The sequence below is a fragment of the Pseudomonas sp. St386 genome (assembly GCF_018325865.1).
Lineage (GTDB): Bacteria > Pseudomonadota > Gammaproteobacteria > Pseudomonadales > Pseudomonadaceae > Aquipseudomonas > Aquipseudomonas brassicacearum.
In genome coordinates this window covers 152,163-178,081 of record NZ_AP021900.1, presented here as the reverse complement: position 1 = coordinate 178,081, position 25,919 = coordinate 152,163, and the positions used below count along the sequence as shown (strand labels likewise).

The following is a 25,919-nucleotide window of genomic DNA, read 5'->3' as shown; positions in this document are numbered from 1 at the left end:
CCATATTGTGCAGCGCATCAGGGCCTATTCACCTGGCCGATGGGAAAAGTTGTCAATTTGAACCTGAATCCTTGGAAAGCACGGCCTACAAGGGATGCCGATCGATAATTGCGACATTCGGTCACAGGGTGACTTGTAGTTAATTTTCCGTCACCCGTCATAATCCCTTGAAGGGCTGAATTTTCGCCTGCAAAATGCCGCGCCCCGCCTGGTTTGGCGGGATCGTGCTGATCGGCCGCCCCAGCCGCACCATCCGAAGTGCCTGGGTTTACTCAATAAGATCACGCAGGAGATTTGACGTGCACATTGGTGTTCCCCTCGAAACCCAAACGGGTGAAACACGGGTTGCTGCTACCCCGGAAACCATCAAGAAGCTGATTGGCCAAGGCCATAAAGTCACTGTTCAAAGCGGCGCCGGCATCAAGGCCAGTGTTATCGACAGTGCCTATGAGGCGGCGGGCGCAACCATTGGCAGTGCCAGTGATGCATTCGGGGCCGAGCTGATTCTCAAGGTGGTTGCCCCCAGCGACAGCGAACTGACGCTGATCAAGAGCGGCACCGTTCTGGTGGGCATGCTCAATCCGTTCAACAACGAAACCATCGCCAAGCTGGCCGAATGCGGCATCACCGCTTTCGCCCTTGAGGCCGCGCCACGTACCTCCCGCGCCCAAAGCCTGGATGTGCTGTCGTCTCAAGCGAACATTGCCGGCTATAAAGCCGTACTGTTGGCCGCCCACCACTACCCGCGCTTCATGCCGATGCTGATGACCGCCGCAGGCACCGTGAAAGCGGCGCGCGTGCTGATTCTCGGCGCGGGCGTGGCCGGGTTGCAGGCGATTGCCACGGCCAAGCGTCTGGGCGCGGTGATCGAAGCCTCGGATGTGCGTCCGGCGGTCAAGGAACAAATCGAATCCCTCGGCGCCAAGTTCGTCGACGTGCCTTACGAAACCGACGAAGAACGTGAATGCGCCGTCGGCGTCGGTGGTTACGCCCGGCCGATGCCGGCCAGCTGGATGCAGCGCCAGGCCCAAGCGGTGCACGAGCGCGCCAAGCAGGCGGACATCGTCATCACCACCGCATTGATTCCGGGCCGCAAGGCACCGACGCTGCTGAGCGCCGAAACCGTCGCGCAGATGAAACCCGGCTCGGTGGTCATCGATCTCGCGGCAGCCCAGGGCGGTAACTGCCCGCTGACCGTGGCCGATCAGGTGGTTGTCGAGAATGGCGTGACCATTTGCGGTCCGACCAACCTGGCCGGTGAAGTCGCGGCTGACGCTTCGGCGCTGTACGCCCGCAACCTGCTGGACTTCCTGAAGCTGGTCTTCACCAAGGAAGGTCAGTTCGACGTGAACCTGGAAGACGACATCGTTGCCGCGTGCCTGATGTGCCGCGACGGCCAAGTCATCCGCAAAAACGCCTAAGCAGGGATTCAGACAATGGAAGAGCTTATCTCCCCCGGTATCTACAACCTGATCATCTTCGTGCTGGCGATTTATGTCGGTTATCACGTGGTCTGGAACGTAACACCCGCGCTGCACACGCCGTTGATGGCGGTAACCAACGCCATTTCGGCGATCGTGATCGTCGGCGCCATGCTCGCTGCCGCGCTGACCGTAACGCCTCTGGGCAAGACCATGGGCACCCTCGCCGTGGCCCTGGCCGCGGTCAACGTATTCGGTGGCTTCCTGGTGACGCGCCGCATGCTTGAGATGTTCAAGAAAAAAGCCCCGAAAGCCGCAAAAGAAGAGGCGCCCAAGTAATGAGCATGAACCTGGTAACGACGCTCTACCTGATCGCGTCGATCTGCTTCATCCAGGCCCTCAAAGGCCTGTCGCACCCCACCACGTCACGCCGAGGCAACCTGTTCGGCATGCTCGGCATGGCGCTGGCGGTGCTTACCACTGTGGGCCTCATCTATAAGCTGGGCGCTGAGCTAGCGACAGCCGGCATCGGCTACGTCATCGTCGGCCTGCTGATCGGCGGCACCGCTGGCTCGATCATGGCCAAGCGCGTCGAGATGACCAAGATGCCGGAGCTGGTGGCGTTCATGCACAGCATGATCGGCCTGGCGGCGGTGTTCATTGCTGTCGCAGCGGTCGTCGAGCCGCAATCCCTGGGCATCGTCAAGCAACTGGGTGATTCGATTCCGGCGGGTAACCGCCTGGAGCTGTTCCTCGGCGCAGCCATTGGTGCAATTACCTTCTCCGGTTCGGTGATCGCGTTCGGCAAGCTCTCGGGCAAGTACAAGTTCCGTCTGTTCCAGGGCGCACCGGTACAGTTTGGTGGTCAGCACAAGCTCAACCTGATCCTGGGCCTGGCAACGCTGGGCCTGGGCCTGACCTTTATGTTCACCGGTAACCTCGGCGCGTTCGCCTTGATGCTGGCCCTGGCGTTTGTCCTGGGCGTGCTGATCATCATCCCGATCGGCGGCGCGGACATGCCGGTGGTGGTCTCGATGCTCAACAGTTATTCCGGTTGGGCCGCAGCAGGTATCGGTTTCTCGCTGAATAACTCGATGCTGATCATTGCCGGTTCGTTGGTGGGTTCGAGCGGTGCGATCCTCTCGTACATCATGTGCAAGGCGATGAACCGTTCGTTCTTCAACGTGTTGCTCGGCGGTTTCGGCAACACAGCAGATGCTGCTGGCCCGGCCGGTTCGAAAGAAGCCCGCCCGGTGAAATCCGGTTCGGCTGACGACGCGACCTTCCTGCTGACCAACGCCGACACGGTGATCATCGTGCCGGGCTATGGCTTGGCGGTGGCACGAGCGCAGCACGCGCTGAAAGAGCTGACCGAGAAGCTGACCCACCACGGCGTGACCGTCAAATACGCGATCCACCCGGTGGCCGGTCGCATGCCCGGGCACATGAACGTCCTGCTGGCCGAGGCCGAAGTGCCTTACGACCAGGTGTTCGAGATGGAAGACATCAACTCCGAGTTCGGCCAGGCCGACGTGGTGCTGGTACTGGGCGCCAACGACGTGGTCAACCCGGCGGCGAAGAACGATCCGAAGTCGCCGATTGCCGGCATGCCGATCCTCGAGGCCTTCAAGGCCAAGACCATCATCGTCAACAAGCGCTCGATGGCCAGCGGCTATGCCGGCCTGGACAACGAGCTGTTCTATCTCGACAAGACCATGATGGTGTTCGGTGACGCCAAGAAGGTCATTGAAGACATGGTCAAAGCAGTGGAATAACACTCACGGCTTCGCCATCAACGCCCCGACTCGTCGGGGCGTTTTGATTTGTATCAAGGCCGAACGTTACCGATCCGGTAATAATGTTTTGCCTGAAACACCCGTAATAGAGGCCTTAAATGCGACCTTTGTAGCGGGTCGGGCACCGCGCGAATTCACTAGACTGCGCATCTTGCTTTCCAGCCCGAGATAACAACCTATGTACCGTGATCGCATCCGCTTGCCTTCGTTATTGAATAAAGTGATGAGCGCTGCCGAAGCAGCCTTGTTGATTCAGGACGGCATGACCGTCGGCATGAGCGGCTTTACCCGCGCCGGAGAAGCGAAAGCAGTGCCCCACGCCCTGGCTGAGCGCGCCAAGGTCACTCCGCTGAAAATCAGCCTGATGACGGGTGCGAGCCTGGGTAACGATCTCGACAAGGAACTCACCGAGGCCGGCGTGCTGGCGCGGCGTATGCCATTCCAGGTCGACAGCACGTTGCGCAAGGCGATCAACGCAGGCGAGGTGATGTTCATCGACCAGCATCTCTCGGAAACCGTTGAACAACTGCGCAACGGCCAGCTCAAGCTGCCCGACATTGCCGTGATCGAAGCGGTGGCCATCACCGAGCAAGGGCATATCGTACCGACCACATCGGTAGGTAACTCGGCCAGTTTCGCCATCTTCGCCCGGCAAGTGATCATCGAGATCAACATGGCCCACAACCCGAACCTGGAAGGGCTGCACGACATCTATATCCCGACTTATCGCCCGACCCGCACCCCAATCCCCCTGGTGAAAGTCGACGACCGTATTGGCAGCCCCGCTATCCCGATCCCGCCGGAAAAAATTGCCGCCATTGTCATCACCAACCAAGGGGACTCGCCTTCGACCGTCGCGTCACCGGACAGCGACACCCAGGCCATCGCCGATCATCTGATCGACTTCTTCAAGCAGGAAGTTGCGGCTGGGCGCATGACCAACAAGCTCGGGCCGTTGCAGGCCGGGATTGGCAACATCGCCAACGCCGTGATGTGCGGGCTGATCGATTCCCCCTTCGAAGACCTGACCATGTATTCCGAGGTCCTGCAGGACTCGACATTTGACTTGATCGACGCTGGCAAGCTGAGCTTCGCCTCCGGCAGCTCTATCACCCTGTCGAGCCGACGCAACGCCGATGTATTCGGAAATCTGGAAAGGTATAAGGACAAACTGGTCCTGCGCCCACAGGAGATCTCCAATCATCCCGAGGTCGTCCGCCGCCTGGGCATCATCGGTATCAATACCGCGCTGGAGTTCGACCTGTACGGCAACGTCAACTCCACCCATATCTGCGGCACTCGGATGATGAATGGCATTGGCGGTTCGGGGGATTTCGCCCGCAACGCCCACTTGGCGATTTTCGTTACCAAGTCGATTGCCAAGGGCGGTGCCATTTCCAGTGTCGTGCCGATGGTCAGCCATGTGGACCATACCGAGCACGATGTCGACATCCTGGTGACCGAGATCGGCCTGGCCGACCTGCGCGGCCTGGCGCCAAGGGAGCGGGCACGAGTGGTCATCGACAACTGCGTGCACCCGTCCTACCGCCAAGCTCTGAATGATTATTTCGAAGCAGCCTGCGCCCTGGGTGGACATACCCCGCACATCCTGCGCGATGCACTGAGTTGGCACGTCAACCTCGAAGAGACCGGGCGCATGTTGGCCGTCTGATACAGCTGGATCACCGCTATCGCAAATACAGTTTTGATTGAAGGCCGTCACCCGAGCCTGACTCGACAAAAACTGTACTGCTGTACCGGTGTTTTCTTACAGTCTTTTCCCACAAAACTTCTGTCAACCACCTAAATTGCACCATTACTGTGCAGATAGGTACAGTTGCCTCAATATTGACCAGTACACCGCTCTTTAACAGTTAACTGGTCTCTCACAATACAGGTGAACTGTATCTAGAGAGACTGGCCAAACGAGAGGATCATGGGCACCAGTTAAACCACTACCTAATCCCGCCACAAGCGGAAGGATGTCAACCATGGAACGTACACTCAGTTCCGAGCTGTTTTTCGAAGACAAAGCTGAAAAAAACCAGGCTTCCCTGCCTCTTCGCGTTATCGCTAACCTGATGTTGTGGCAGCGCCGCATCGCCAGCCGCCACCAACTGGCTCGTCTGGATTCGCGCCTGCTGGCTGACGCCGGTATCAGCGAAGCACAACGTTACGAAGAGCTGAGCAAGCCGTTCTGGCGCTAACTCAGCGTCGCTGGCCCTGACCCACCGGGTCCACCGCCAGCACCGAATTGAACAAACAAGACCCGTCGCGGGAAACTGCGACGGGTCTTGTCGTTTCCGGCCCTGTTTTTTGGAAGACCGGAGAGATATAACAGTTTCCAAGATCTTAACAACATACCAGTACAGTTCATCTTGAGCCGTAGCACCCAATGCGGGCATCATGCTGCCGATGACCGTCGCAAAGGCTGTCACCCAACGCGTTCTGTCCTAATATCGATGCGAACGTGGCGAAGCGAGTCGAGCATGCGTCTCCTCTTCCAGCTACACGCACCGGTATCCTCATCCTTCAAGGAGTTTTCTCATGATCCGTCTCCGCCTGCTCAGCGCAGTTGCCCTGCTGGCCGTAGCCGCCCACTCCAACGCCAGCAGCTTTATCGTCACCACTGACTCCATTGTCGGCGCACTCAAGGCCACGTCCGACGTGACCTCCGATGCAACCTCATCACTGCGGGACAACAAGATCGTTCAGGCCGCCCGTGATGATGCCGCCAGCTTCGTGGCCAGCGAAGGCGCCATCCGTGGTGTGAAACTGGAAAGTGCCCTGGATTACATCCGCCAGCAGGCACCGCAGCTCAACGCCACCGATGCGCAGCTGGCCCAGGCCATCCTGGTAATCTGATGCAACATGAAACATCGGGCACCCAATGGTGTTCCGATGTTTCAGCGCTGGCTCTGGCCCGCAGGTTTGCGCTAGCCTTCAGGCTCGCCATCAACCGTCGAGTCCCATGCGCTTTTACTCAGATCTGTTCATCGCGTCTTTCTTCGTAGTTTTTTGCTGGTCTGTTCCGGCCCATGCCTTCGATGTGTCCACCCAGCAAGTGGTGGTCAGCGTCTATGCCACGAGCATGGTGACCTCCGCGCCCTTCGACCATAAACTGATCGTCGCCGCTCACGATGACGCCGCGGCCTTCATTGCCAGCGACGGGCAGTTGCGAGGTGCACAGCTGGAATCGGCCTTGGATTACCTGCGCCGGACCCAGCCAAAACTTCACGTCAGCGACCTTGAACTGGCACAGGCAATTCTCGTCCAATAGTTATCCTTATTTCTCCGGAGTCGTTCCATGCGTAGCCCGCTGATTGCTGCCGCCCTAGGCCTGCTGGTGTTGGCCGATGTGGCCCAGGCACATACCCTGGTAGCCACCAGTAACATCATCGTTCGCGCTTCCCAGCGCACGATTGATTTCACTTCCGACACCACCACCTCCATCCGTGATTCGAAAATCGTCCGCGAAGCCCACGACGATGCAGCCAGTTTTGTCGCCAGCAATGGTGAAATTCGTGGCGCTCATCTCGAGGCCGCCTTCGACACCTTGCGCACCCGCGTGCCGGAAGCCCGCGACGCCAGTGACCAGGTTCTCGCCGAAGCCATCCTCGCATTGTGAGGCGGTTCGCCGCCTGGCTGGCGGCCGGGGTCTTGCTGCTCACGGGCAGCATGGCCCAGGCCGGCCTGCGACTGCACCTCAACGTCGAAGGACTGAGCCCGGCGCAACAGCAGGCCAGCCAGGCGCTGCTCGATGAAGCCATGCAGGCGCTGCCGCCGCGCTTCATCGAGCGGCTGGACCGACGCATCGATGTCGGCTGGACCGACCAGATGCCGGCCAACGCCTACGGCCAGGCCTCGCTGGTGTCGCAACTGGACCTCAATAGCAACCTGCTCGACAGCCTTGTCGACGGCAGCGCCGCGACGCAAAAGACCCGTCGCCCCCATGGCACCGTACGACGGGAAATGCTCGCCACCGTTTTGCACGAACTGACCCACATTTATGACCGCTCGCGTCTCTGGCCAGATCCCGAGCGGGCGCTGATCCAGCGTTGCACTCGACGCAACAGCAGCGCCGGGTTGATCGGTCTTCCCGATGAATGCCGGGGCCAGAACGACCGCCGCTTCACCCTCAGCGATGATCCGCGCTTGCTGGACCTCGCCGGCTGGCCGCAATACGTCGGCCGTCGCGGAGAGCGGGAACAGCACAACCGCCAGGTCGCCCGCAGCCCGGACCTCTATGAAACGAGCAGCCCCAAGGAGTTCGTCGCGGTCAATATGGAGTACTTTCTCCTCGACCCGAGCTACGCCTGCCGACGTCCCGCCCTGTATCGCTATTACCAGGAACACTTCGGCTGGGCACCCGCCGCCAAGGACACCTGCGCCAAATCGTTCGCGTTCCTCAATGCTGGCAACGACTTCGCCAAGACACCACTGGGCAAGGTCGATCCAGAGCGGGTCTATGCCATTGATTACCTGCTGGCCGAAGCCAACCAGAACTGGGTGAGCCGCTGGGGCCACAGCATGCTCCGGCTGGTGATCTGCGCACCAGGTCGCCCACGTGGCCCGGACTGCCGACTGGATCTGGACCAACACCTGGTGCTGTCGTACCGCGCCTTCGTCGGCGATGTGCAGCTATCGAGTTGGGACGGGCTGGTCGGCAAATACCCGTCGCGCCTGTTCGTATTGCCGTTGGCCCAGGTGATCGATGAATACACCAAGACCGAACTGCGCAGCCTGGCGTCGGTGCCGCTGAACCTGTCGCGCACCGAGATCGAGGAGACGGTCGAGCACGCCGCCGAAATGCATTGGAGCTACGACGGCAACTATTACTTCCTGTCCAACAACTGCGCCGTGGAAAGCTTGAAGCTGTTGCGCAGCGGCAGCAATAACGAGCAGCTCAAGGGCCTGGACAGCATCATGCCCAACGGCTTGCTGGAAGTCCTCAAGGGCCGGGGCCTGGCGGATACCAGCGTGCTGGATGATCCCAAGGAAGCCCTGCGCCTGGGCTACCGCTTCGACTCATTCCGCGAGCGATACCAGGCGATGTTCGATGTGCTGAAGAAGTATCTGCCGATCAAGCAACAAACGGTGGAGGACTGGCTGGCCCTGGACGCCGCCGAACGCCGCGTCTGGTTCGAACAGGCCGACCTGCGCACCAGCGCGGCGCTGTTGCTGTTGGAACAGGCCAGTTATCGTCGGCAACTGTTGTTGGCCCAGGATGAAGTCAAACAGCGTTATCTCGGAGCCCGTGAATTGCAGAATGGCGGCATGGAAAGGGCTAATGCAACGCTGCAGCAGATCCTCGCCAACAGCGGCTTCCTGAGCCGTCCGGCCGAACTGCTGGGCAGCAGCGGCTATGGCTTGCCGCAACCCAGCGAGTGGCAACGCTTGGAGTCGGAAAGCAGCTTGCGCCAGAAACAGCTTCAAACGCTGACAGGTGACCTGGACAAGGAAGTCCGGGCATTGCTTGAGCCGAGTCGCGCCGCTGAAATTGCTGCCAGCGAGGCCAATGTGAAAGCGATCGGCGAGCATTTGCGCAGACTGCACAAGGCCGGGGGCGGGTTGGAATTGCCCTGACGTGCACTGCTTGAAGCGATAACAAAAAGGGGTTCAGAACCAAGTTCTGAACCCCTTTTTTCATGCTGCAGGACGATCAACAATCAGCTGACACGCGCCTTGCGCACACCATCGGCCAGGGCGGCACACAAGCTCAACACGCCATCGATTGCCTGTTCCGACGTATCGGCATTGGCGATATGGTCGATCAGCGCCGAGCCAACCACCACACCATCAGCCAATCGTGCGATGGCCGCAGCCTGCTCCGGCGTACGGATACCGAAACCAATGCTGATCGGCAAATCGGTGTGGCGACGCAAGCGCGCCACGGCTTCTTCCACATGCTCCAGCGTCGCGGCACCGGCACCGGTCACACCCGCCACCGATACGTAATATACAAAGCCGGAACTACCATTGAGCACCGTTGGCAAACGCACGTCGTCGGTGGTTGGCGTGGTCAGGCGGATGAAGTCCAGGCCTGCTGCCTGGGCCGGTTCGCACAGTTCGCTGTTGTGCTCGGGCGGCATGTCCACAACGATCAGGCCATCCACACCAGATTCCAGCGCCTCGCCAATGAAACGCTGCACGCCATAACGGTGGATCGGGTTGAAGTAGCCCATCAGCACCAACGGCGTCTCGCTGTTGTCTTTGCGGAACTCACGAACCATCTGCAGGGTTTTCGCCAGGTTCTGCTGGGCGCCCAAGGCACGAATGTTCGCCAACTGGATCGCCGGACCGTCGGCCATCGGGTCGGTGAACGGCATGCCCAGCTCGATGACATCGGCACCGGCCGCTGGCAGGCCCTTGAGGATTGCCAGCGAGGTGTCGTAGTCCGGGTCGCCAGCCGTGACGAAAGTCACCAGGGCGGCGCGGTTCTGTTCCTTGAGTTCGGCAAAACGGGTTTGCAGGCGGCTCATCAGTGTTTCTCCTGCTGGGACTGTTCCATGTGGTGCATCACGGTTTGCATGTCTTTGTCGCCACGGCCGGACAGGTTGACCACCATCAGGTGATCCTTCGGCAGGTTCGGTGCGCGTTTGAACACTTCCGCCAGGGCATGGGCGCTTTCCAATGCAGGAATGATCCCTTCCAGTCGGCAGCATTTGTGAAAGGCTTCCAGAGCTTCGGCGTCGGTCACCGAGGTGTACTGGACGCGACCAATGTCGTGCAACCAGGCGTGTTCCGGACCGATGCCGGGGTAGTCGAGACCGGCGGAAATCGAATGGGCGTCGATGATCTGACCATCGTCGTCCTGCAACAGGAAGGTGCGGTTGCCGTGCAGTACACCGGGGACGCCGCCGTTCAGGCTCGCCGCATGCTTACCGGTCTCGATGCCATAACCGGCGGCTTCGACGCCGATGATCTCGACGCTCTTGTCGTCCAGGAACGGGTGGAACAGGCCCATGGCGTTGGAGCCACCGCCGATGCACGCCACCAGGCTGTCCGGCAGGCGACCTTCCTGGGCTTGCAACTGCTCGCGGGTTTCCTTGCCGATCACAGCCTGGAAGTCACGCACCATCGCCGGATACGGATGCGGGCCAGCCACGGTACCGATCAGGTAGAACGTGCTGTCGACGTTGGTGACCCAGTCGCGCAGGGCCTCGTTCATTGCATCTTTCAGGGTACCGGTGCCAGCGACCACCGGGATCACTTCAGCGCCCAGCAGCTTCATGCGAAACACGTTGGCCTGCTGGCGCTCGATGTCGGTGGTGCCCATGTAGATCACACAATCGAGGCCAAAACGCGCGGCCACCGTGGCGGTGGCCACACCGTGCATGCCGGCGCCGGTCTCGGCGATGATGCGTTTCTTGCCCATGCGCCGCGCCAGCAGGATCTGGCCGATGCAGTTGTTGATCTTGTGCGCGCCGGTGTGGTTCAGCTCCTCACGCTTGAGATAGATCTTGGCACCGCCGCAGTATTCGGTCAGGCGCTCGGCGAAGTAGAGCGGGCTCGGACGTCCGACGTAGTCGCGCTGGAAGTAGGCCAACTCTTCGAGGAACGCCGGATCTTCCTTCGCCACTTCGTATTCGCGGGCCAGATCAAGGATCAGCGGCATCAGGGTTTCGGCCACATAGCGGCCACCGAACGCACCGAACAGGCCGTTGGCATCGGGACCGCTGCGCAGGTTGAAAGGGGTCGTAGGCTGGGTCATCGGGCGCTCCAAGCAAATGCGTTGAAAGACAATGAGGCTCACTCTACCCCTGACATCCGCCACTGAAAACCGATAAGATCGCCACAACCTGTCAGAAAAACTCACAGATAACATGAGCCACGACCTTCCCCCCTCAACGCCTTGCGCGCCTTCGAGGCCACCGCCCGCTTGAACAGCGTAAGCCAGGCGGCCGAACAACTGCACGTCACCCATGGCGCTGTAAGTCGACAGCTGAAGGTGCTGGAAGAGCATTTAGGTGTCAGCCTGTTCATCAAGGATGGACGCGGCTTGAAACTCACAGATGCCGGCATGCGTCTGCGCGATGCCAGCACTGACGCGTTCGAGCGGTTACGCAGCGTGTGCGCGGAACTGACGCAAAGCACGGCCGATGCCCCGTTTGTCCTGGGCTGCTCGGGAAGCTTGCTGGCACGCTGGTTTATTCCCCGCCTGGGCAGGCTCAATGCCGACCTGCCTGACTTGCGCCTGCACCTGTCCGCCGGCGAGGGCGACCTGGACCCCCGGCGACCGGGACTGGACGCCTTGCTGGTATTCGCCGAACCACCCTGGCCGGCCGACATGCAGGTGTATGAACTGGTGAGCGAGCGGATCGGCCCCGTGATGAGCCCGCACTACGTCGGATTCGCCCGCTTGCAGGCCGCATCGACCAGCGCATTGCTGGACGAATCGTTGCTGCACACCACCTCCCGCCCACAGGCCTGGCCGACCTGGGCACAGCAAAACGACCTTGATCCCCGGGCATTGAAATTCGGGCAAGGATTCGAGCATCTGTATTATTTGCTGGAGGCCGCCGTAGCGGGGCTTGGCGTGGCGATCGCGCCCGAGCCGCTGGTGGCCGAGGACGTGCGTGCCGGTCGCCTGGTCGCGCCGTGGGGTTTCGATGAAACGGCGGCGCGACTGGCGTTGTGGCTACCCAAGCGAGCCGCAGATGGACGCGCTCGGCAATTGGCCCAGTGGCTCAGGCATGAGCTGAGCCAACCGACTCAGTCTCCGCGTTTGCACAGCAAGTAAGCAGCCAGCAAACCAAGCGCACCGACCGCGACGCCGGCCGTGGTCCATGGATGTTCCTGCGCGTAGTCGCGTGTGGCGATCCCGGTTTCACGGGTTTTCACCTTGACCTCTTCATACGCGTCGCTGAGCAGATGGCGAGAATGTTTCAGGGCGTTCTCAGCATTGGCCTTGAGCGACTTGAGGGTCTTACGCGACTCGTCCGAAGCGTCGTCCTTCAGGCTTTCCAACGACTTGAGCAGACTCTCGATCTCCGCTTCCATGCTTTGCAACGAGGCTTTGCGTAACGAATTGCTGGCCATGGTGGCTCTCTCCTGCAGTGGTTGAGTGGCGTGTGTGAATTGGGACTGCGGCCGTTTCTGAAAGTGCAGTAAATCTGAACTTCAGCGCGTAAACGGCGACACACGTATGACGAAAAATCGCTGCTAGGCTGTTAAAAACAACCAAGGAGAACCTCATGAGTGATCATCACACTTACAAAAAAGTCGAGCTGGTCGGTTCGTCTCCCACCAGCATTGAAGACGCCATCAATAATGCCCTGGCCGAGGCCAGCAAAAGCCTCAAGCACTTGGAGTGGTTCGAAGTCACGGAAACCCGAGGACACATTGAAAACGGCCGGGCCGCGCACTTTCAGGTCACCCTCAAAGTCGGGTTCCGGATTGTGAATAGCTGAGGAGCAATGAACTTGCACGCTGGCGGAGTGCCATAGGGAATGGCGATGCGCTATGGTATGCGCATTCTGTTTTGCCAATACCTGCCCTATTTGATCCGACCATGGAGTGCGAGCGATGAAAAAGTTGATGGTAGCCCTGGGTTTGCTGAGCCTTGCCGGTGGCGCGTTTGCGGCCGGCAAGCCCTGCGAAGAGCTGAAAAGCGAAATCGCAGCGAAGCTGGATGGCAAGGGCGTGTCAGGTTATTCGCTGGAAATCGTCGATAAGGGCGCAGCGGCTGACGGACAAAAAGTCGTCGGCACCTGTGAGGGCGGCACGAAAGAAATCGTCTATAAAAAATGATTCTTTTCGAACGTCAAAGCCGACGCAGTGCGTCGGCTTTTTTATGCGCGTCATTCAGCCTTTCATGACCTGCGCCAGCAACTCGTATGAGTGCAAACGATCGGCATGCTCATACAGGTCACTGGTGAAAATCAGCTCATCGGCCTGGGTTTGCTCAATCAGCACCTCGAGCTTGGCGCGAATCTTCTGCGGACCGCCGACCATGGCCAGCCCCAAGAAATCGCCAACCGCTTCTTTCTCATGGGGCAACCAGAGGCCGTTCATGGTTTCGACCGGCGGACGCTGCACCAGGCTCTGGCCGCGCATCAGCGCCAGGATCCGCTGGTATACCGACGTCGCCAGGTAATCGGCCCGTTCATCCGTATCCGCCGCTACCAGCGGCACGCCGAGCATCACATAAGGCTTGTCGAGCACCGCCGACGGCTTGAAGTGGTTGCGGTAGATGCGAATTGCCTCGTGCATGTAACGCGGTGCGAAATGGGAGGCGAATGCGTAGGGCAAACCGCGTTCACCGGCCAATTGCGCACTGAACAGGCTCGACCCCAGCAACCATACCGGCACATTGGTCCCGGTGCCGGGCATGGCGATGATGCGTTGGTCCGGGGTGCGCGGGCCGAGGTAGCGCATCAGCTCGGCCACGTCTTCAGGGAAATCGTCCGCGCTGCCGGAGCGCTCGCGACGCAGCGCCCGGGCAGTCATCTGGTCGGAACCGGGCGCACGCCCCAACCCCAGGTCGATTCGACCCGGGTAGAGGCTTTCCAGCGTGCCGAACTGTTCGGCGATGATCAACGGCGCGTGATTGGGCAACATGACGCCGCCGGAGCCGACACGAATGGTCGAAGTCCCCCCCGCCAGATACCCCAGCAGCACCGCAGTCGCGGAGCTGGCGATACCATCCATGTTGTGGTGTTCGGCTACCCAGAAACGGGTATAACCGTATTTTTCCACGTGCTGTGCCAGGTCCAGCGAGTTGCGCAAGGACTGGGCGGCATTGCCATCGGCGCGGACAGGCACCAGATCGAGGGTTGAGAATTTCACTTCGGACAGCTGTTTCATGGGCCGGGATCTCCAACGGCGTTCCGGGCTTTTCCCGAGGGCAAAAGCCTGCCGTTTCTAAAGGTGTGTTCCATGCAATGTGGGCATATACCCGAGTTTCAATCCCTGCGAAGAATTTTCCTACTAAATTCGTCGGCTAATCGACAAGGTGAACTTTTCCGGGCGGTCTATCCTCACAACCCAGACAGTTAAAAAAATACCCAGGCGCGTCTCTCGCGCCGGATCTTCAGGAGGCAGACATGGCTATCATCAAGAAAGCATCGGCTCATTGGGAAGGTGACCTGAAAACCGGTATCGGCTCCATTTCCACGGAAACCGGTGTGCTGCGCGAAGCGCCCTATGGCTTCAAGGCGCGCTTTGAAGGCGGCAAGGGCACCAACCCAGAGGAATTGATCGGCGCAGCCCATGCCGGCTGCTTTTCCATGGCCTTTTCGATGATCCTCGGCGATGCCGGGCTCAAGGCCGACAGCATCGACACCAACGCTGAAGTGACCCTGGACCAGGTCGATGGCGGTTTCGCGATCACGGCAGTCAAGCTGGTACTCAAGGCGAAAATCCCCGGTGCCAGCCAGGCGCAATTCGACGAACTGAGCAAGAAGGCCAAGGAAGGGTGCCCGGTTTCCAAGGTACTGAACGCCCAGATCACCCTGGATGCGACGCTGGTGAACTGACGCATGAAAGGGTCGCAGCCTTCGCAGGCGCTGCCGAAGGCTGCGATTTCTTGAATACGGTCGAGCTGTTTACCCTGGCGCAATTATGATCGAATGAAGCCTGCAGTTTCAGCGCACAGGCAGTGCGCGCTGCCATGAGGAATTCGAACATGAAACGATCAGCCCTGGTGGTCATCGGTTGCGCATTCGCTGCCTCAGCCCTTGCAGCCCCCAAATCCTGCGAAGAGCTGAAAGCGGAAATCGAAGCGAAGATCCAGGCCAATAACGTGTCGTCCTACACGTTGGAAATCGTCACCAACGACGAAGTCCACGACCAGAACATGGTGGTGGGCACTTGCGAAAACGGCACGAAGAAAATCATCTACCAGAAGAACGACCGCTAGGACGCCCTACGGAACGCAATTGACTTGTCGCTCTTCGGCCACGATTTGACGCTTGGCATCATAGAGCCGAGCGCTGGGCGTGAACGCCAGGTTGCGAGCTTCCAATCGATAGCGCTGGCCGGCCTCGAAATGGTCATAACGCACGAGCATGTAGCACAGCCGCTCCTGCGGTTCGGCTTGCATACCCAGCCCACCGCCGCTAAACACCTCGAAGTCGAAGCGCACTTTCAGTTCGTGGCTGCCCGGCGAAACCTGAAAGAACCGTCCGTCTCGCAGTCGCTGGCCATCCAGGCCCTCAGCCATCAGCATTTTGCCGCCCGGCATGGGGGTAGCGAAATCGATCCACGCCATGTTCGAATCGACCTGGGGCAGCGGGCTCGTTGCACAACCGCTCATGGAGACCAGGGCCAGTAACAGCAGACGTAAGCGCATGGTGAGTTTCCTGACAATCAGGCATTGAGCATAGCGCCAATCAAGTTTGTTGGCAGCCCGCCGGTGTACCTTGCCCCACCACCTTGCGTTGCCGATCGTAAAGCTTGGCCCATGGCCGGAAACCGATGCTGCCGGCTTGCAACTGGTAACGTTGGCCCGCGTTGAAGTCCTTGAATTTCACGTTCAACCGGCAATCACGCCACAGCGGCTCGGCATCCGGGCCGATGTTGCCGGGCTCGACGGCAAATTGATAACGCACCGTCAGTTCATGGCTGCCGGGTTGCACTTCGAAATAGCGCCGGTCAATGGACGTCTTGTCATCGACCTTTAGCGCTTGCAGCGCGGTGTCCTGCTGGTTTCCCAGGTCGATCCACGCTTGGGATGGATCAGGATCAGGCAAACCGGCACAACCGGTCAGCAGCAACAGGCCGCTCGTCAGCATCAACACGCGCATAGCGAAGCTCCAGGCAAGCGAGATAGTCTTGTGGGCAGACTTCCCAGGGTGATTCCAATTGATCAGGCCGCATTCAAGCCATCGGTTACTCGACCGTGTTTTCCGGATTTTGTTTCCAGGCCTCCTGCTTTTGTTACTGAACGGTTGCACAAGCGCCGGTTATTACAGCCAGCTCGTCGGTGGGCAACTGCGGTTGTTGCAGGCCCGGGAGCCTATCGACCAGGTCATTGCCGACCCTGCTCGCGATGCCCAACTGAAGGCGCACCTGGCCCAGGCGCGTGAGGCACGGACGTTCGCCAGTGATCATCTGCATTTGCCGAACAATAAAAGCTATCGCCTGTATGCAGACATTGGCCGACCGTTCGTAGTCTGGAATGTCTTCACCACGCCAGAGTTTTCCCTGGCGCCGCAAAATCATTGTTTCCCCATTGCCGGTTGCGTGGCTTATCGCGGTTACTACAGCCAGGGAGCCGCCCGTGGCGAGGCCGCATTGCAGCGCTTGCAGGGCATGGACGTGTCGATCGGTGGTGTAGAGGCCTACTCGACGCTGGGCTGGTTCAACGATCCGATCCTGAGTTCGATGATGCATTGGGGCGACGAACGCCTGGCGACGCTGATCTTCCATGAACTGGCGCACCAGCGCTTTTATGTAAAGGACGACACCGAATTCAATGAGTCCTTCGCCACCTTCGTCGAGCAGGAAGGCAGCCGGCAATGGCGAGCCAGTCGAGGGCTGGCGCCGGATAACGGCAAACAGGTGCGCCAGCGCGACCAATTCATCCAATTGATCCTCGACACCCGCCAGCGCCTGGAAAAGCTCTACACCCAACCCCTGCCAACCGAACAGATGCGCCAACGCAAGGCACAGGCATTCGAACGCCTGCGCACCGACTATGAGCAGTTGCGCGACACTCAATGGAGCGGCGACAAACGCTACGATGCCTGGGTCTATGCCCCACTGAACAATGCGCGGTTGCTGCCGTTCGGGCTGTATGACCAGTGGGTGCCGGCGTTTGCGGCGCTGTTCAGACGGGAGGGCGGGGACTGGGTCGGGTTTTATGCGGCGGTGGAAAAGCTCGGCAAATTGCCGATCAATGAGCGCAAGGCGGCCTTGAAAGCGTTGGCAGCGCCGAAGACTTCCGCGGATTAGGCGGACATCATCGCGAGCAGGCTCGTTCCCACATTGGATGCCTCGCCATGGCCAGCCCAGCACAAAAAAGGGCATACCGATTCATCGGTATGCCCTTTTGATTGCCGCTTTCTTCCCCCTGGCTGAGGTACTTGCAGCAATTACGGGTTGACGCTGTCTTTCAGGAACTTGCCTGGTTTGAAGGCAACGGTGTTGCTGGCCTTGATCTTCACCGGCTCACCGGTCTGTGGGTTCTTGCCAGTGCGGGCGCCGCGGTGGCGTTGCAGGAAAGTGCCGAAGCCCACCAGGGTGACGCTGTCCTTGCGGTGCAGGGCGCCGGTGATTTCTTCGAGGACGGCGTTGAGGACGCGGTTGGCTTGTTCTTTGGTGAGGTCTGCTTTTTCCGCGATGGCGGCGGCGAGTTCTGGTTTACGCATGAATGAAGCCCCTTTGACGGTTTTTTTGTTGTTATGTCCGTGCCGTTCTCTTTGGAACGGCCCCTAAGGCGCCGCAGGCTCTACTCTGCGGCAGACGGGAGTGAGGATGGCACGCTGCCGAAAACGGCGCCAGTGGCCGGGCGACCTTTGTGGGACCAAAAGTAGGGTTTTTGCGACAGAACGACCAGTATTTACGCCAGCAGGGGTGGAAGTTCCTTGTTCAGAGCCAGTTTCTCCATCACCGCCGTGCCTGTCAGGGCGTAGCCCAGCAGGTTGCCTTGCGCGTCGCGGCACAGCGCCTTGATATCCGCGCCCTGCCCTTCGACGCTCCACACGCCCTCGCTGCCTCGCGGTGGTGGCGATACCACCAGTGGGCACACCGGGGTTTTTACCGTAATCGGCATGGCGCCGTAGCTGACGGCCGTCGGGTTGCCGGCCAGGGTCTGCGCCAGGGCCCGGGCGCAGCTCATCAGCGGCATGACATACAGCAGATTCAAGCCATCGACCTCGGCGCAGTCGCCCAGGGCGTAGATGTTGGCGTGTGAGGTTTTCAGGTGACGGTCGACCACGATGCCGCGGTTGATCACCAGGCCCGCCGCGGCTGCCAGATCGATGCGTGGGCGCAGGCCGATGGCCGAGACCACCAGGTCACAGGCAATCACCTGGCCGTCGGACAGGTGCGCCTCCAGCCCGTCGGCGACCTTCTGCAAGCGGTTGAGCACCGGGCCCAGGTGGAAACGCGCGCCAAGGCTTTCCAACCCGGCCTGGACCGCTGCGGCAGCGGCCGGGTGCAACAGCGTCGGCATCACTTGCTCGCACGGCGCCACCAGTTGCACTTCGTAGCCGCCCAGGCTCAAGTCATTGGCAAACTCGCAACCAATCAGGCCGGCGCCAAGCAACAACACCCGACGCTTGCCAGCGGCCGCGGCCCTGAAGCGTGCGTAGTCTTCCAGGTCGTTGATCGGAAAAATCAGCTCCGCCGCATCGCCCTGCACCGGCACGCGCACGGTTTCGGCGCCCCAGGCCAGAATCAGGTCACGGTAGCTCACCGCCTCTTCGCCGATCCACAGCCGCTTGTGGCCCGGATCGATGCCGCTGATACGGGTGTGGGTGCGAACTTCGGCCTTGAGTTGCTCGGCCATGGCCCCCGGTTCGGCCATGCTCAGGCCGTCGGCATCCTTGTTTTTACCAAAGCCTGTGGAGAGCATAGGTTTGGAGTACGAGCGACCGTCATCCGCGGTGATCAGCAGCAGCGGGGTTTCGCTATCGAGCTTGCGAAACTCCCGGGCCAGGTTGTAACCGGCCAGCCCAGTACCGACGATAACGACAGGTGCACTCATGTTGCTCTCCATTTGATGAAACGATCAGTTGATTTCGATCATTTCGAAATCCATTTTGCCGACGCCGCAGTCCGGGCACAGCCAGTCTGCCGGTACGTCCTCCCAGCGAGTGCCGGGCGCGATGCCATCGTCAGGCCAGCCGTCAGCTTCGTTGTAGATCAGGCCGCAGACGATACATTGCCACTTCTTCATTCCAGTACTTCCTCAAGATGTCAGGCCTTGGCCGGTATTTTCCGGCTCAGGGCGTTTTGTACTGATCGGTTGCGACAGATGCAAGCACGATCAGCAGGGCAGCCGGCCGGGCCAGTCAAAATCACCGACCGACATGGTAAGCTCGCGCCCTCATTTGCTGCCATTCAAGACCTCTGTGCCGCATACAAATTCGATATTTCCAACACTCCAATGGCTGCCCCAGCCCCTGCTGTCGCCCCGCCCCGATGTGGGTGTCCTCGACTGGCTGTTCGACGAAGGCTCCCTGACCCGGCGCCTCACGCGCCTGTCGGACGGCCATTTCAGCGTGACGCCGCTGTTCGAAGGCTGGCAGCCATTGCGCGCCGACGAATGCGCCGCCCTGGACCTGGCCGAGGGCAGCGAGGGCTGGGTTCGCGAGGTGTATCTGCGCGGCCACGACCAGCCTTGGGTGTTCGCCCGCAGCGTGGCGGCGCGCAGCGCCTTGCAGGGTGACGGCTTGCAGATGGACGAACTGGGCAGCCGTTCCCTGGGGGAGTTACTGTTTTGCGACCAGGCGTTCCAGCGCCGAGCCATCGAAGTTTGCCATTACCCCGACGCCGGGTTGCCGGAAGAAGTGCGCGCCAGCGGGCTGTGGGGTCGCCGCTCACGTTTCGATCGCGGTGCGTTGAGCGTGCTGGTGGCGGAAATTTTCCTGCCGCGCCTGTGGACCGTCGCCCGTGCCTATTCGGAGAATTGCTGATGTACGTGCAACTGCTCAAATCGTTGAACCGCCTGAACCCGCGGGCCTGGGACTTCGTGCAACTGACCCGCATGGACAAGCCCATCGGCATCTACCTGCTGCTGTGGCCGACGTTGTGGGCGCTGTGGATTGCCGGTGAAGGCTCACCGTCCATCGCCAACGTGGTGATTTTCGTCCTCGGCGTGGTGCTGACCCGCGCCGGCGGCTGTGTGATCAATGACTGGGCCGACCGCAAGGTGGACGGTCACGTCAAGCGCACCGAGCAGCGCCCACTGGTGAGCGGCAAGATCAGTTCAAAAGAGGCACTGGTGTTCTTCGCCGTGCTGATGAGCGTGAGTTTCCTGCTGGTGCTTTGCACCAACACCCCGACCATCCTGCTCTCCCTAGGGGGCCTGGCGCTGGCGTTCAGTTACCCGTTCATGAAGCGCTATACCTACTACCCGCAAGTGGTGCTCGGTGCGGCGTTCTCCTGGGGCATGCCGATGGCGTTCACCGCCGAAACCGGTCATCTGCCGGCCGCCGCCTGGTTGCTGTACATCGCCAACCTGCTGTGGACGGTGGGCTACGACACCTATTACGCGATGACCGACCGGGACGACGACCTGCGCATCGGCGTGAAGTCCACCGCGATCCTGTTTGGCGATGCCGACCGGGTGATCATCCTGTCGTTGCAAGGCCTGGCCCTGGGCTGCCTGCTGTTGGCCGGAGCGAAATTCCAACTGGGCGGCTGGTTCCACCTGGGGCTGGTGGCCGCTGCCGCGTGCTTCGCCTGGGAGTTCTGGTACACCCGTGACCGGGACCGGATGCGCTGCTTCAAGGCGTTCCTGCACAACCACTGGGCCGGGTTGGCGATTTTTGTGGGGATCGTGCTGGATTACGCTCTGAGGTGATTCTCAAACCTGTGAGAGCGAGCCTGCTCGCGAAAGCGGTAAGTCATTCAAGGATGATGTCGGCTGACAGACGCCTTCGCGAGCAGGCTCGCTCCCACACGGGTTTAGCGATTACTTGGCCTTGGCAACTTTCCAGGCGCCATCCATTTTACCGTCGCCGGTCATGTCTCCAGCCTTCTTGTCCATCACGAAGGTGTACAGCGGCATGCCCTGATAGGCCCACTGCATTGAGCCATCTTCACGCTTGATCACGGTCCAGTCACCCATGGATTTATCACCCGCCTCAGCCATCAGCGGTGGCCAATTGGCGGCACACTTGTCATTGCACGCCGACTTGCCGGCCGAGTCCTTGGCGAAGGTGTAAAGCGTCATGCCCTTATGGTCGGTGAACATGCCGTCCTTCTCCATAGCAGGATCGGCTGCCATCGCCAATCCAGGCAACGTCAGGGCAGCAGCCATCAGCAGGGCTTTGAAAGAAACAGTCATTTGTTTCATGGAAACCTTCCTTTGTAGTTGTCAGGATTCGGACTGAAAAGCTTAGTCCAGGATCCCTTTCACCGCCGCACGACGAAATAACTGTCACACGACTGCAATAATTCCGTTATCTAATGCGGCGCAAGACAGTTAAATGACAAGAGGATTACCCCATGGTTGGCAGGAGCATTCTGATCGTCGACGACGAAGCGCCCATCCGCGAGATGATCGCCGTTGCGTTGGAGATGGCCGGCTATGACTGCATGGAAGCAGAAAACTCCCAACAGGCCCACGCCATCATCGTCGACCGCAAGCCCGACCTGATCCTGCTGGACTGGATGCTGCCCGGCACGTCTGGCATCGAACTGGCACGGCGTCTCAAGCGCGACGAGCTGACCGGTGATATTCCAATCATCATGCTCACCGCCAAGGGCGAAGAGGACAACAAGATCCAGGGCCTGGAAGTCGGCGCCGACGACTACATCACCAAGCCGTTTTCCCCACGGGAGTTGGTGGCGCGCCTCAAGGCCGTGCTGCGACGCGCCGGGCCGACCGATGGCGAAGCCCCCATCGAAGTCGGTGGCTTGCTGCTCGACCCGATCAGCCACCGCGTGACCATCGACGGCAAACCCGCCGAAATGGGCCCGACCGAATACCGCCTGCTGCAATTCTTCATGACTCACCAGGAACGCGCCTACACCCGCGGCCAACTGCTGGACCAGGTCTGGGGCGGCAACGTCTATGTCGAGGAGCGCACCGTTGACGTGCACATCCGACGCCTGCGCAAGGCCCTCGGCGATGCCTATGAAAATCTGGTACAAACCGTGCGCGGCACCGGATATCGTTTTTCGACCAAGGCCTGATCCGAGCCCTTACCGCCCGACAAAGCTGACAAGGACGCGCGTCACGTGAACCAAAACTGGCATGGCACCCTGATTCGCCACATGTTGTTGCTGGTGACCGGCTGTTTGCTGATCGGCCTGATCAGTGGTTATTACGGTTGGAGCCTGGCCGCGGGCCTGGGGCTTTACCTGGCCTGGACACTCAAGCAATTGCTGCGCCTGCATGAATGGCTGCGCCTGCACCAACCCGACGAAGCACCGCCCGACGGCTATGGCCTGTGGGGTGAGGTGTTCGACAGCATCTACCACCTGCAACGGCGCGACCAGCGCGTTCGCGGGCGCCTGCAGGCGGTGATCGACCGGGTCCAGGAGTCCACCGCCGCGCTGAAAGACGCGGTGATCATGCTCGACAGCGACGGCAACCTGGAGTGGTGGAACCGCGCCGCCGAGACCCTGCTGGGCCTCAAGACGCCACAGGACAGCGGCCAGCCGGTGACCAACCTGGTACGTCATCCGCGCTTCAAGGAATATTTCGAGCAGGCCAATTACGCCGAGCCGCTGGAGATTCCTTCGCCCACCAATGATCGGCTACGCATCCAGCTGTACATCACCCGCTATGGCAACAATGAGCACTTGATGCTGGTGCGCGACGTCACGCGTATTCATCAGCTGGAACAGATGCGCAAGGACTTCATCGCCAACGTCTCCCATGAACTGCGCACGCCGTTGACGGTGATCTGCGGCTACCTGGAAACCCTGCTCGACAACGTCGAAGAGGTGAACCCGCGCTGGAGCCGGGCCTTGCAGCAGATGCACCAGCAAAGCGGGCGCATGCAGACCCTGCTCAACGACTTGTTGCTGCTGGCGAAGCTGGAAGCCACCGATTACCCGTCGGACAACCAGCCAGTGCCCATCGACGACCTGCTGCAAACCATTGTCGAAGACGCGCAGGAACTGTCCGGTGCCAAGCAGCAGACCATCACCCTGGAAGCCGACGCGGCCGTGCAGCTCAAAGGCAGCGAGGCGGAACTGCGCAGTGCGTTTTCCAACCTGGTGTTCAACGCGGTCAAATACACGCCGGAGCAAGGCCGGATCCATGTGCGCTGGTGGGGCGATGAGCAAGGTGCGCACCTGAGCGTGCGCGATTCGGGCATTGGCATCGACAGCAAACACCTGCCGCGCCTGACCGAACGTTTCTACCGTGTCGACTCCAGCCGCAACTCCAATACCGGCGGCACCGGGCTGGGCCTGGCCATCGTCAAACACGTCCTGCTGCGCCATCGCGCCCGCATGGAAATCAGCAGCGTACCCGGCCATGGCAGCACCTTTACCTGCCATTTCGCCCCGGCCCAGGTGGTTCGCGCACGCCTCGCCCGCCCCGCTGATTGAGCACGCCCCCTAGGCAATCGCCGAGTCAGCCGCTACATTGACTGACTTGCGCCTGCCTTTTCAGGCGCTCATTTTCAATTCCTACGACTATACGGAACCCGCAAAACTCCATCATGGACCCTTCCCCTGGCTTGTCCCTCGTCACACTCTTCGCCGAATTCGGCATGATTCTTTTTGCTCTGATCCTGGTTTTGCTCAACGGTTTTTTCGTTGCGGCCGAATTCGCCATGGTCAAGCTGCGCTCGACCCGGGTCGAGGCCATTGCCGAGCAGAACGGCTGGCGCGGGCACATCCTGCGCACCGTCCATAGCCAGCTCGACGCTTACCTGTCGGCGTGCCAGTTGGGTATCACCCTGGCCTCCCTGGGCCTGGGCTGGGTCGGCGAGCCGGCGTTCGCCCACATCCTCGAGCCGTTGCTGGGCGCGGTCGGCGTGCAGGCGCCGGAAGTGATCAAGGGCGTATCGTTCTTCACCGCGTTCTTCATCATTTCGTACCTGCACATCGTGGTCGGTGAACTGGCGCCCAAATCCTGGGCCATTCGCAAACCCGAGCTGCTGTCGCTGTGGACCGCCGTGCCGCTGTACCTGTTCTACTGGGCCATGTACCCGGCGATCTACCTGCTCAACGCCAGCGCCAACGCCATTCTTCGCATCGCCGGCCAAGGCGAACCCGGCCCGCATCACGAACACCATTACAGCCGCGAAGAACTGAAGCTGATCCTGCACTCCAGCCGTGGCCAGGACCCGAGCGACCAAGGCATGCGCGTGCTGGCATCGGCCGTGGAAATGGGCGAGCTGGAAGTGGTGGACTGGGCCAACTCCCGGGAAGACCTGGTGACGCTGGAGTTCAATGCGCCGCTCAAGGAAATCCTGGCGATGTTCCGTCGCCACAAGTTCAGCCGCTATCCGGTGTATGACAGCGAGCGCCAGGAGTTCGTCGGCCTGCTGCACATCAAGGACCTGCTGCTGGAACTGGCGGCCCTGGATCACATCCCCGAGTCGTTCAACCTGGCCGAACTGACCCGGCCGCTGGAGCGCGTGTCGCGGCACATGCCGCTGTCGCAATTGCTGGAGCAGTTCCGCAAGGGCGGCTCGCACTTCGCCCTGGTCGAGGAAGCCGACGGCAATATCATCGGCTACCTGACCATGGAAGACGTGCTGGAAGTGCTGGTGGGTGACATCCAGGACGAACATCGCAAGGCCGAACGCGGCATCCTGGCCTACCAGCCGGGCAAGCTGCTGGTACGCGGCGACACGCCGCTGTTCAAGGTCGAGCGCCTGCTGGGGATCGACCTGGACCACATCGAAGCCGAAACCCTGGCCGGGTTGGTCTATGAAACCCTCAAGCGCGTACCGGAAGAGGAAGAAGTGCTGGAAGTCGAAGGCCTGCGGATCATCATCAAGAAGATGAAAGGGCCGAAGATCATTCTGGCGAAGGTGTTGATGCTCGATTGAGTGTCAGCCCGCTTTCCGGCGAGCCTGTGGCAAAGCCGTGGGAGCAAAGCTTGCTCGCGATACAGGCGACTCGATCGCTGAAAAACCGCATCGCCTTCGTCGCGGGCAAGCCTTGCTCCCACAGATAAATCCCTCCACCACAAAAGCACCTGCGTCACGCCTCGGCGCTATTGCTTGCCCAACGCAAAGTTGGGCAAGTCACCCACCGGTTGATTGAACTGGTAGGGAATCGACACCAGCCCCAGTCCGGTATTGCGCTGCACCACGAAATGCAGGTGCGGGCCGGAGCTGTTGCCGGTATTGCCCGACAACGCCAACGGCGTGCCCACACCGACCCTCTGCCCTTCCCGTACGCTCACCGAACCTTTCTGCAAGTGCAGGTAGACGCCCATGGTCCCATCATCGTGCAGCACCCGCACGAAGTTGCCCGAAGGGTCGTCCCCACGGCCGGTCTGCTCGTTTTCGGTCTTGATGACCACGCCGCCCCGCGCCGCGATGATCGGCGTGCCGACGGGCATGGCAATGTCCATGGCGTAACGGTTCTTCGGGCCGTAATGACTGTACTGGCCGTTGGCACCCTGACTCAGCCGGAACGGCCCGCCACGCCACGGCAACGGGTACTGATAGGCCTGTGCCGCGCCTGCGGGGTCGCCCAGGGAGTATTCGAACCTTGGGGTATACACCAACGGCCTGCCCGGCTGCGTGGCCGTGAGCAGCGCCAGGCGCAGGTTGCTGCGCGCCGGCAGCACCCGCCGAATCGGCCGGCTCGGTGCCCCGCTCACATTACGCAGTCCGGCGAAACTCAACTCGATCTCCACCGGCGCATACAGGTCGTTGCGCACGAACACCGCATCCGCGCCGTTCTGTTTCTTGATATCGAGGAATACCTGTCGCTCCAGGCGCTCGACCATGCGGTCGCGGAACACGAACACCTGCGCGCCCTTGCTGGGGCGGTCGCTATAGGACACCACGCCATTGGCATCGGTGGATTTGTAGATCGTCATGGCCACGGCCGAGGTGGAGGCCAGGACAAGACCACAGGCAAACAGCAGGGGAGCGAGCATGGG

General features: G+C 60.5%; 30 protein-coding genes and 1 pseudogene. 20 read left to right on the top strand and 11 right to left on the bottom strand.

The window, feature by feature from the left end; all coding sequences use genetic code 11:
• The first annotated feature begins 299 nt into the window (after positions 1–299).
• The 9 genes from KI235_RS00840 (at position 300) to KI235_RS00795 (ending at position 8,803) form a co-directional block, all read left to right on the top strand.
• A complete protein-coding gene (locus KI235_RS00840) occupies positions 300–1,421 on the top strand; it encodes a Re/Si-specific NAD(P)(+) transhydrogenase subunit alpha (RefSeq protein ID WP_003196448.1) in 1,122 nt (373 codons plus the stop codon).
• Between the two features lie 15 nt (positions 1,422–1,436).
• Complete coding sequence (locus KI235_RS00835) at positions 1,437–1,760, top strand: NAD(P) transhydrogenase subunit alpha (protein WP_003196446.1); 324 nt, start codon at positions 1,437–1,439, stop codon at positions 1,758–1,760.
• Positions 1,760–3,196 carry an NAD(P)(+) transhydrogenase (Re/Si-specific) subunit beta gene (locus KI235_RS00830; protein ID WP_003196445.1) on the top strand — a complete coding sequence of 479 codons (1,437 nt, stop codon included), beginning with the start codon at positions 1,760–1,762 and terminating at the stop codon, positions 3,194–3,196. Before KI235_RS00835 ends, KI235_RS00830 begins: the two co-directional genes overlap by 1 nt.
• Before the next feature lie 199 nt (positions 3,197–3,395).
• Positions 3,396–4,889 carry an acetyl-CoA hydrolase/transferase family protein gene (locus tag KI235_RS00820; RefSeq protein ID WP_003196443.1) on the top strand — a complete coding sequence of 498 codons (1,494 nt, stop codon included), beginning with the start codon at positions 3,396–3,398 and terminating at the stop codon, positions 4,887–4,889.
• A 319-nt stretch (positions 4,890–5,208) separates the two neighbouring features.
• Positions 5,209–5,424, top strand: coding sequence for a DUF1127 domain-containing protein (locus tag KI235_RS00815; RefSeq protein ID WP_003187014.1), 216 nt, complete (start codon positions 5,209–5,211; stop codon positions 5,422–5,424).
• A gap of 340 nt (positions 5,425–5,764) precedes the next feature.
• Positions 5,765–6,082 (top strand): DUF2388 domain-containing protein, encoded by a 318-nt coding sequence (locus KI235_RS00810; RefSeq protein ID WP_003196441.1) that lies wholly within the window; start codon positions 5,765–5,767, stop codon positions 6,080–6,082.
• 106 nt (positions 6,083–6,188) lie between these two features.
• Entirely contained in the window at positions 6,189–6,497 is a 309-nt protein-coding gene (locus KI235_RS00805; RefSeq protein WP_003196438.1) for a DUF2388 domain-containing protein, read from the top strand.
• 27 nt (positions 6,498–6,524) lie between these two features.
• Positions 6,525–6,845 carry a DUF2388 domain-containing protein gene (locus KI235_RS00800; protein WP_003187020.1) on the top strand — a complete coding sequence of 107 codons (321 nt, stop codon included), beginning with the start codon at positions 6,525–6,527 and terminating at the stop codon, positions 6,843–6,845.
• A complete protein-coding gene (locus KI235_RS00795; protein WP_013691997.1) occupies positions 6,842–8,803 on the top strand; it encodes a DUF4105 domain-containing protein in 1,962 nt (653 codons plus the stop codon). Before KI235_RS00800 ends, KI235_RS00795 begins: the two co-directional genes overlap by 4 nt.
• 83 nt (positions 8,804–8,886) lie before the next feature.
• On the opposite strand, the gene trpA is transcribed toward KI235_RS00795, so the two are convergent.
• Positions 8,887–9,699: a tryptophan synthase subunit alpha gene (gene trpA, locus KI235_RS00790; RefSeq protein WP_003196433.1), complete on the bottom strand. Its 813-nt coding sequence runs from the start codon at positions 9,697–9,699 to the stop codon at positions 8,887–8,889.
• Complete coding sequence (gene trpB, locus KI235_RS00785) at positions 9,699–10,931, bottom strand: tryptophan synthase subunit beta (RefSeq protein WP_003196431.1); 1,233 nt, start codon at positions 10,929–10,931, stop codon at positions 9,699–9,701. Before trpB ends, trpA begins: the two co-directional genes overlap by 1 nt.
• Before the next feature lie 112 nt (positions 10,932–11,043).
• On the opposite strand from trpB, the pseudogene KI235_RS00780 reads away from it, so the two are divergent.
• A pseudogene (locus tag KI235_RS00780) lies at positions 11,044–11,960 on the top strand (LysR family transcriptional regulator).
• Here KI235_RS00780 and KI235_RS00775 read toward each other — a convergent pair.
• Positions 11,933–12,259 (bottom strand): DUF883 family protein, encoded by a 327-nt coding sequence (locus tag KI235_RS00775; protein WP_003196426.1) that lies wholly within the window; start codon positions 12,257–12,259, stop codon positions 11,933–11,935. The pseudogene KI235_RS00780 and the gene KI235_RS00775 overlap by 28 nt on opposite strands.
• Before the next feature lie 155 nt (positions 12,260–12,414).
• Here KI235_RS00775 and KI235_RS00770 point away from each other — a divergent pair, with 155 nt between their 5' ends.
• Positions 12,415–12,630 carry a dodecin gene (locus KI235_RS00770; protein ID WP_003196424.1) on the top strand — a complete coding sequence of 72 codons (216 nt, stop codon included), beginning with the start codon at positions 12,415–12,417 and terminating at the stop codon, positions 12,628–12,630.
• 115 nt (positions 12,631–12,745) lie between these two features.
• On the top strand, positions 12,746–12,970 hold the full coding sequence (locus KI235_RS00765) for a DUF1161 domain-containing protein (RefSeq protein ID WP_003196422.1): 225 nt from the start codon (positions 12,746–12,748) through the stop codon (positions 12,968–12,970).
• Positions 12,971–13,024: 54 nt separating this feature from the next.
• Here KI235_RS00765 and KI235_RS00760 read toward each other — a convergent pair whose 3' ends face one another.
• Positions 13,025–14,026, bottom strand: a complete 1,002-nt coding sequence (locus KI235_RS00760) for an LLM class flavin-dependent oxidoreductase (RefSeq protein WP_003196421.1) — start codon at positions 14,024–14,026, stop codon at positions 13,025–13,027.
• Between the two features lie 239 nt (positions 14,027–14,265).
• Between KI235_RS00760 and KI235_RS00755 the strand changes: the two genes are divergently transcribed.
• Together KI235_RS00755 and KI235_RS00750 are read left to right on the top strand one after the other, a co-directional pair.
• Positions 14,266–14,697, top strand: a complete 432-nt coding sequence (locus tag KI235_RS00755; protein ID WP_003196419.1) for an OsmC family protein — start codon at positions 14,266–14,268, stop codon at positions 14,695–14,697.
• 149 nt (positions 14,698–14,846) lie between these two features.
• Positions 14,847–15,080: a DUF1161 domain-containing protein gene (locus KI235_RS00750; RefSeq protein WP_003196417.1), complete on the top strand. Its 234-nt coding sequence runs from the start codon at positions 14,847–14,849 to the stop codon at positions 15,078–15,080.
• A gap of 6 nt (positions 15,081–15,086) precedes the next feature.
• On the opposite strand, the gene KI235_RS00745 is transcribed toward KI235_RS00750, so the two are convergent.
• Together KI235_RS00745 and KI235_RS00740 are read right to left on the bottom strand one after the other, a co-directional pair.
• A complete protein-coding gene (locus KI235_RS00745; RefSeq protein WP_003196415.1) occupies positions 15,087–15,512 on the bottom strand; it encodes a hypothetical protein in 426 nt (141 codons plus the stop codon).
• Positions 15,513–15,552: 40 nt separating this feature from the next.
• Positions 15,553–15,966 (bottom strand): hypothetical protein, encoded by a 414-nt coding sequence (locus tag KI235_RS00740; protein WP_003196412.1) that lies wholly within the window; start codon positions 15,964–15,966, stop codon positions 15,553–15,555.
• Positions 15,967–16,024: 58 nt separating this feature from the next.
• Here KI235_RS00740 and KI235_RS00735 point away from each other — a divergent pair, with 58 nt between their 5' ends.
• Entirely contained in the window at positions 16,025–17,116 is a 1,092-nt protein-coding gene (locus KI235_RS00735) for an aminopeptidase (RefSeq protein WP_003196410.1), read from the top strand.
• A gap of 140 nt (positions 17,117–17,256) precedes the next feature.
• Here KI235_RS00735 and KI235_RS00730 read toward each other — a convergent pair whose 3' ends face one another.
• From KI235_RS00730 to KI235_RS00720, 3 genes are all read right to left on the bottom strand, one after another.
• On the bottom strand, positions 17,257–17,532 hold the full coding sequence (locus KI235_RS00730; RefSeq protein WP_003177201.1) for an HU family DNA-binding protein: 276 nt from the start codon (positions 17,530–17,532) through the stop codon (positions 17,257–17,259).
• A 191-nt stretch (positions 17,533–17,723) separates the two neighbouring features.
• Positions 17,724–18,872, bottom strand: a complete 1,149-nt coding sequence (locus KI235_RS00725; RefSeq protein ID WP_003196408.1) for an FAD-dependent oxidoreductase — start codon at positions 18,870–18,872, stop codon at positions 17,724–17,726.
• A 24-nt stretch (positions 18,873–18,896) separates the two neighbouring features.
• Positions 18,897–19,064 carry a rubredoxin gene (locus KI235_RS00720; RefSeq protein ID WP_003177199.1) on the bottom strand — a complete coding sequence of 56 codons (168 nt, stop codon included), beginning with the start codon at positions 19,062–19,064 and terminating at the stop codon, positions 18,897–18,899.
• 175 nt (positions 19,065–19,239) lie between these two features.
• Between KI235_RS00720 and KI235_RS00715 the strand changes: the two genes are divergently transcribed.
• Both KI235_RS00715 and ubiA read left to right on the top strand, forming a co-directional pair.
• Positions 19,240–19,803: a chorismate lyase gene (locus tag KI235_RS00715; protein ID WP_003196403.1), complete on the top strand. Its 564-nt coding sequence runs from the start codon at positions 19,240–19,242 to the stop codon at positions 19,801–19,803.
• Positions 19,803–20,693 (top strand): 4-hydroxybenzoate octaprenyltransferase, encoded by an 891-nt coding sequence (ubiA, locus tag KI235_RS00710; protein WP_003196401.1) that lies wholly within the window; start codon positions 19,803–19,805, stop codon positions 20,691–20,693. The genes KI235_RS00715 and ubiA overlap by 1 nt, the downstream gene beginning before the upstream one ends.
• 111 nt (positions 20,694–20,804) lie before the next feature.
• Here the strand turns inward: ubiA and KI235_RS00705 are convergent, their stop codons facing one another.
• A complete protein-coding gene (locus KI235_RS00705) occupies positions 20,805–21,188 on the bottom strand; it encodes a hypothetical protein (RefSeq protein WP_003196399.1) in 384 nt (127 codons plus the stop codon).
• 152 nt (positions 21,189–21,340) lie between these two features.
• Between KI235_RS00705 and phoB the strand changes: the two genes are divergently transcribed.
• The 3 genes from phoB (at position 21,341) to KI235_RS00690 (ending at position 24,852) form a co-directional block, all read left to right on the top strand.
• Positions 21,341–22,030, top strand: a complete 690-nt coding sequence (phoB, locus tag KI235_RS00700) for a phosphate regulon transcriptional regulator PhoB (RefSeq protein WP_003177195.1) — start codon at positions 21,341–21,343, stop codon at positions 22,028–22,030.
• 81 nt (positions 22,031–22,111) lie between these two features.
• Complete coding sequence (gene phoR, locus KI235_RS00695; RefSeq protein ID WP_209311595.1) at positions 22,112–23,398, top strand: phosphate regulon sensor histidine kinase PhoR; 1,287 nt, start codon at positions 22,112–22,114, stop codon at positions 23,396–23,398.
• Positions 23,399–23,511: 113 nt separating this feature from the next.
• Positions 23,512–24,852, top strand: a complete 1,341-nt coding sequence (locus tag KI235_RS00690) for a hemolysin family protein (RefSeq protein ID WP_003196395.1) — start codon at positions 23,512–23,514, stop codon at positions 24,850–24,852.
• A 167-nt stretch (positions 24,853–25,019) separates the two neighbouring features.
• Here the strand turns inward: KI235_RS00690 and KI235_RS00685 are convergent, their stop codons facing one another.
• The gene (locus KI235_RS00685; RefSeq protein WP_003196393.1) at positions 25,020–25,916 is read right to left on the bottom strand and encodes a M23 family metallopeptidase; all 897 of its coding nucleotides are present in this window, start codon (positions 25,914–25,916) and stop codon (positions 25,020–25,022) included.
• Positions 25,917–25,919 lie beyond the last annotated feature (3 nt).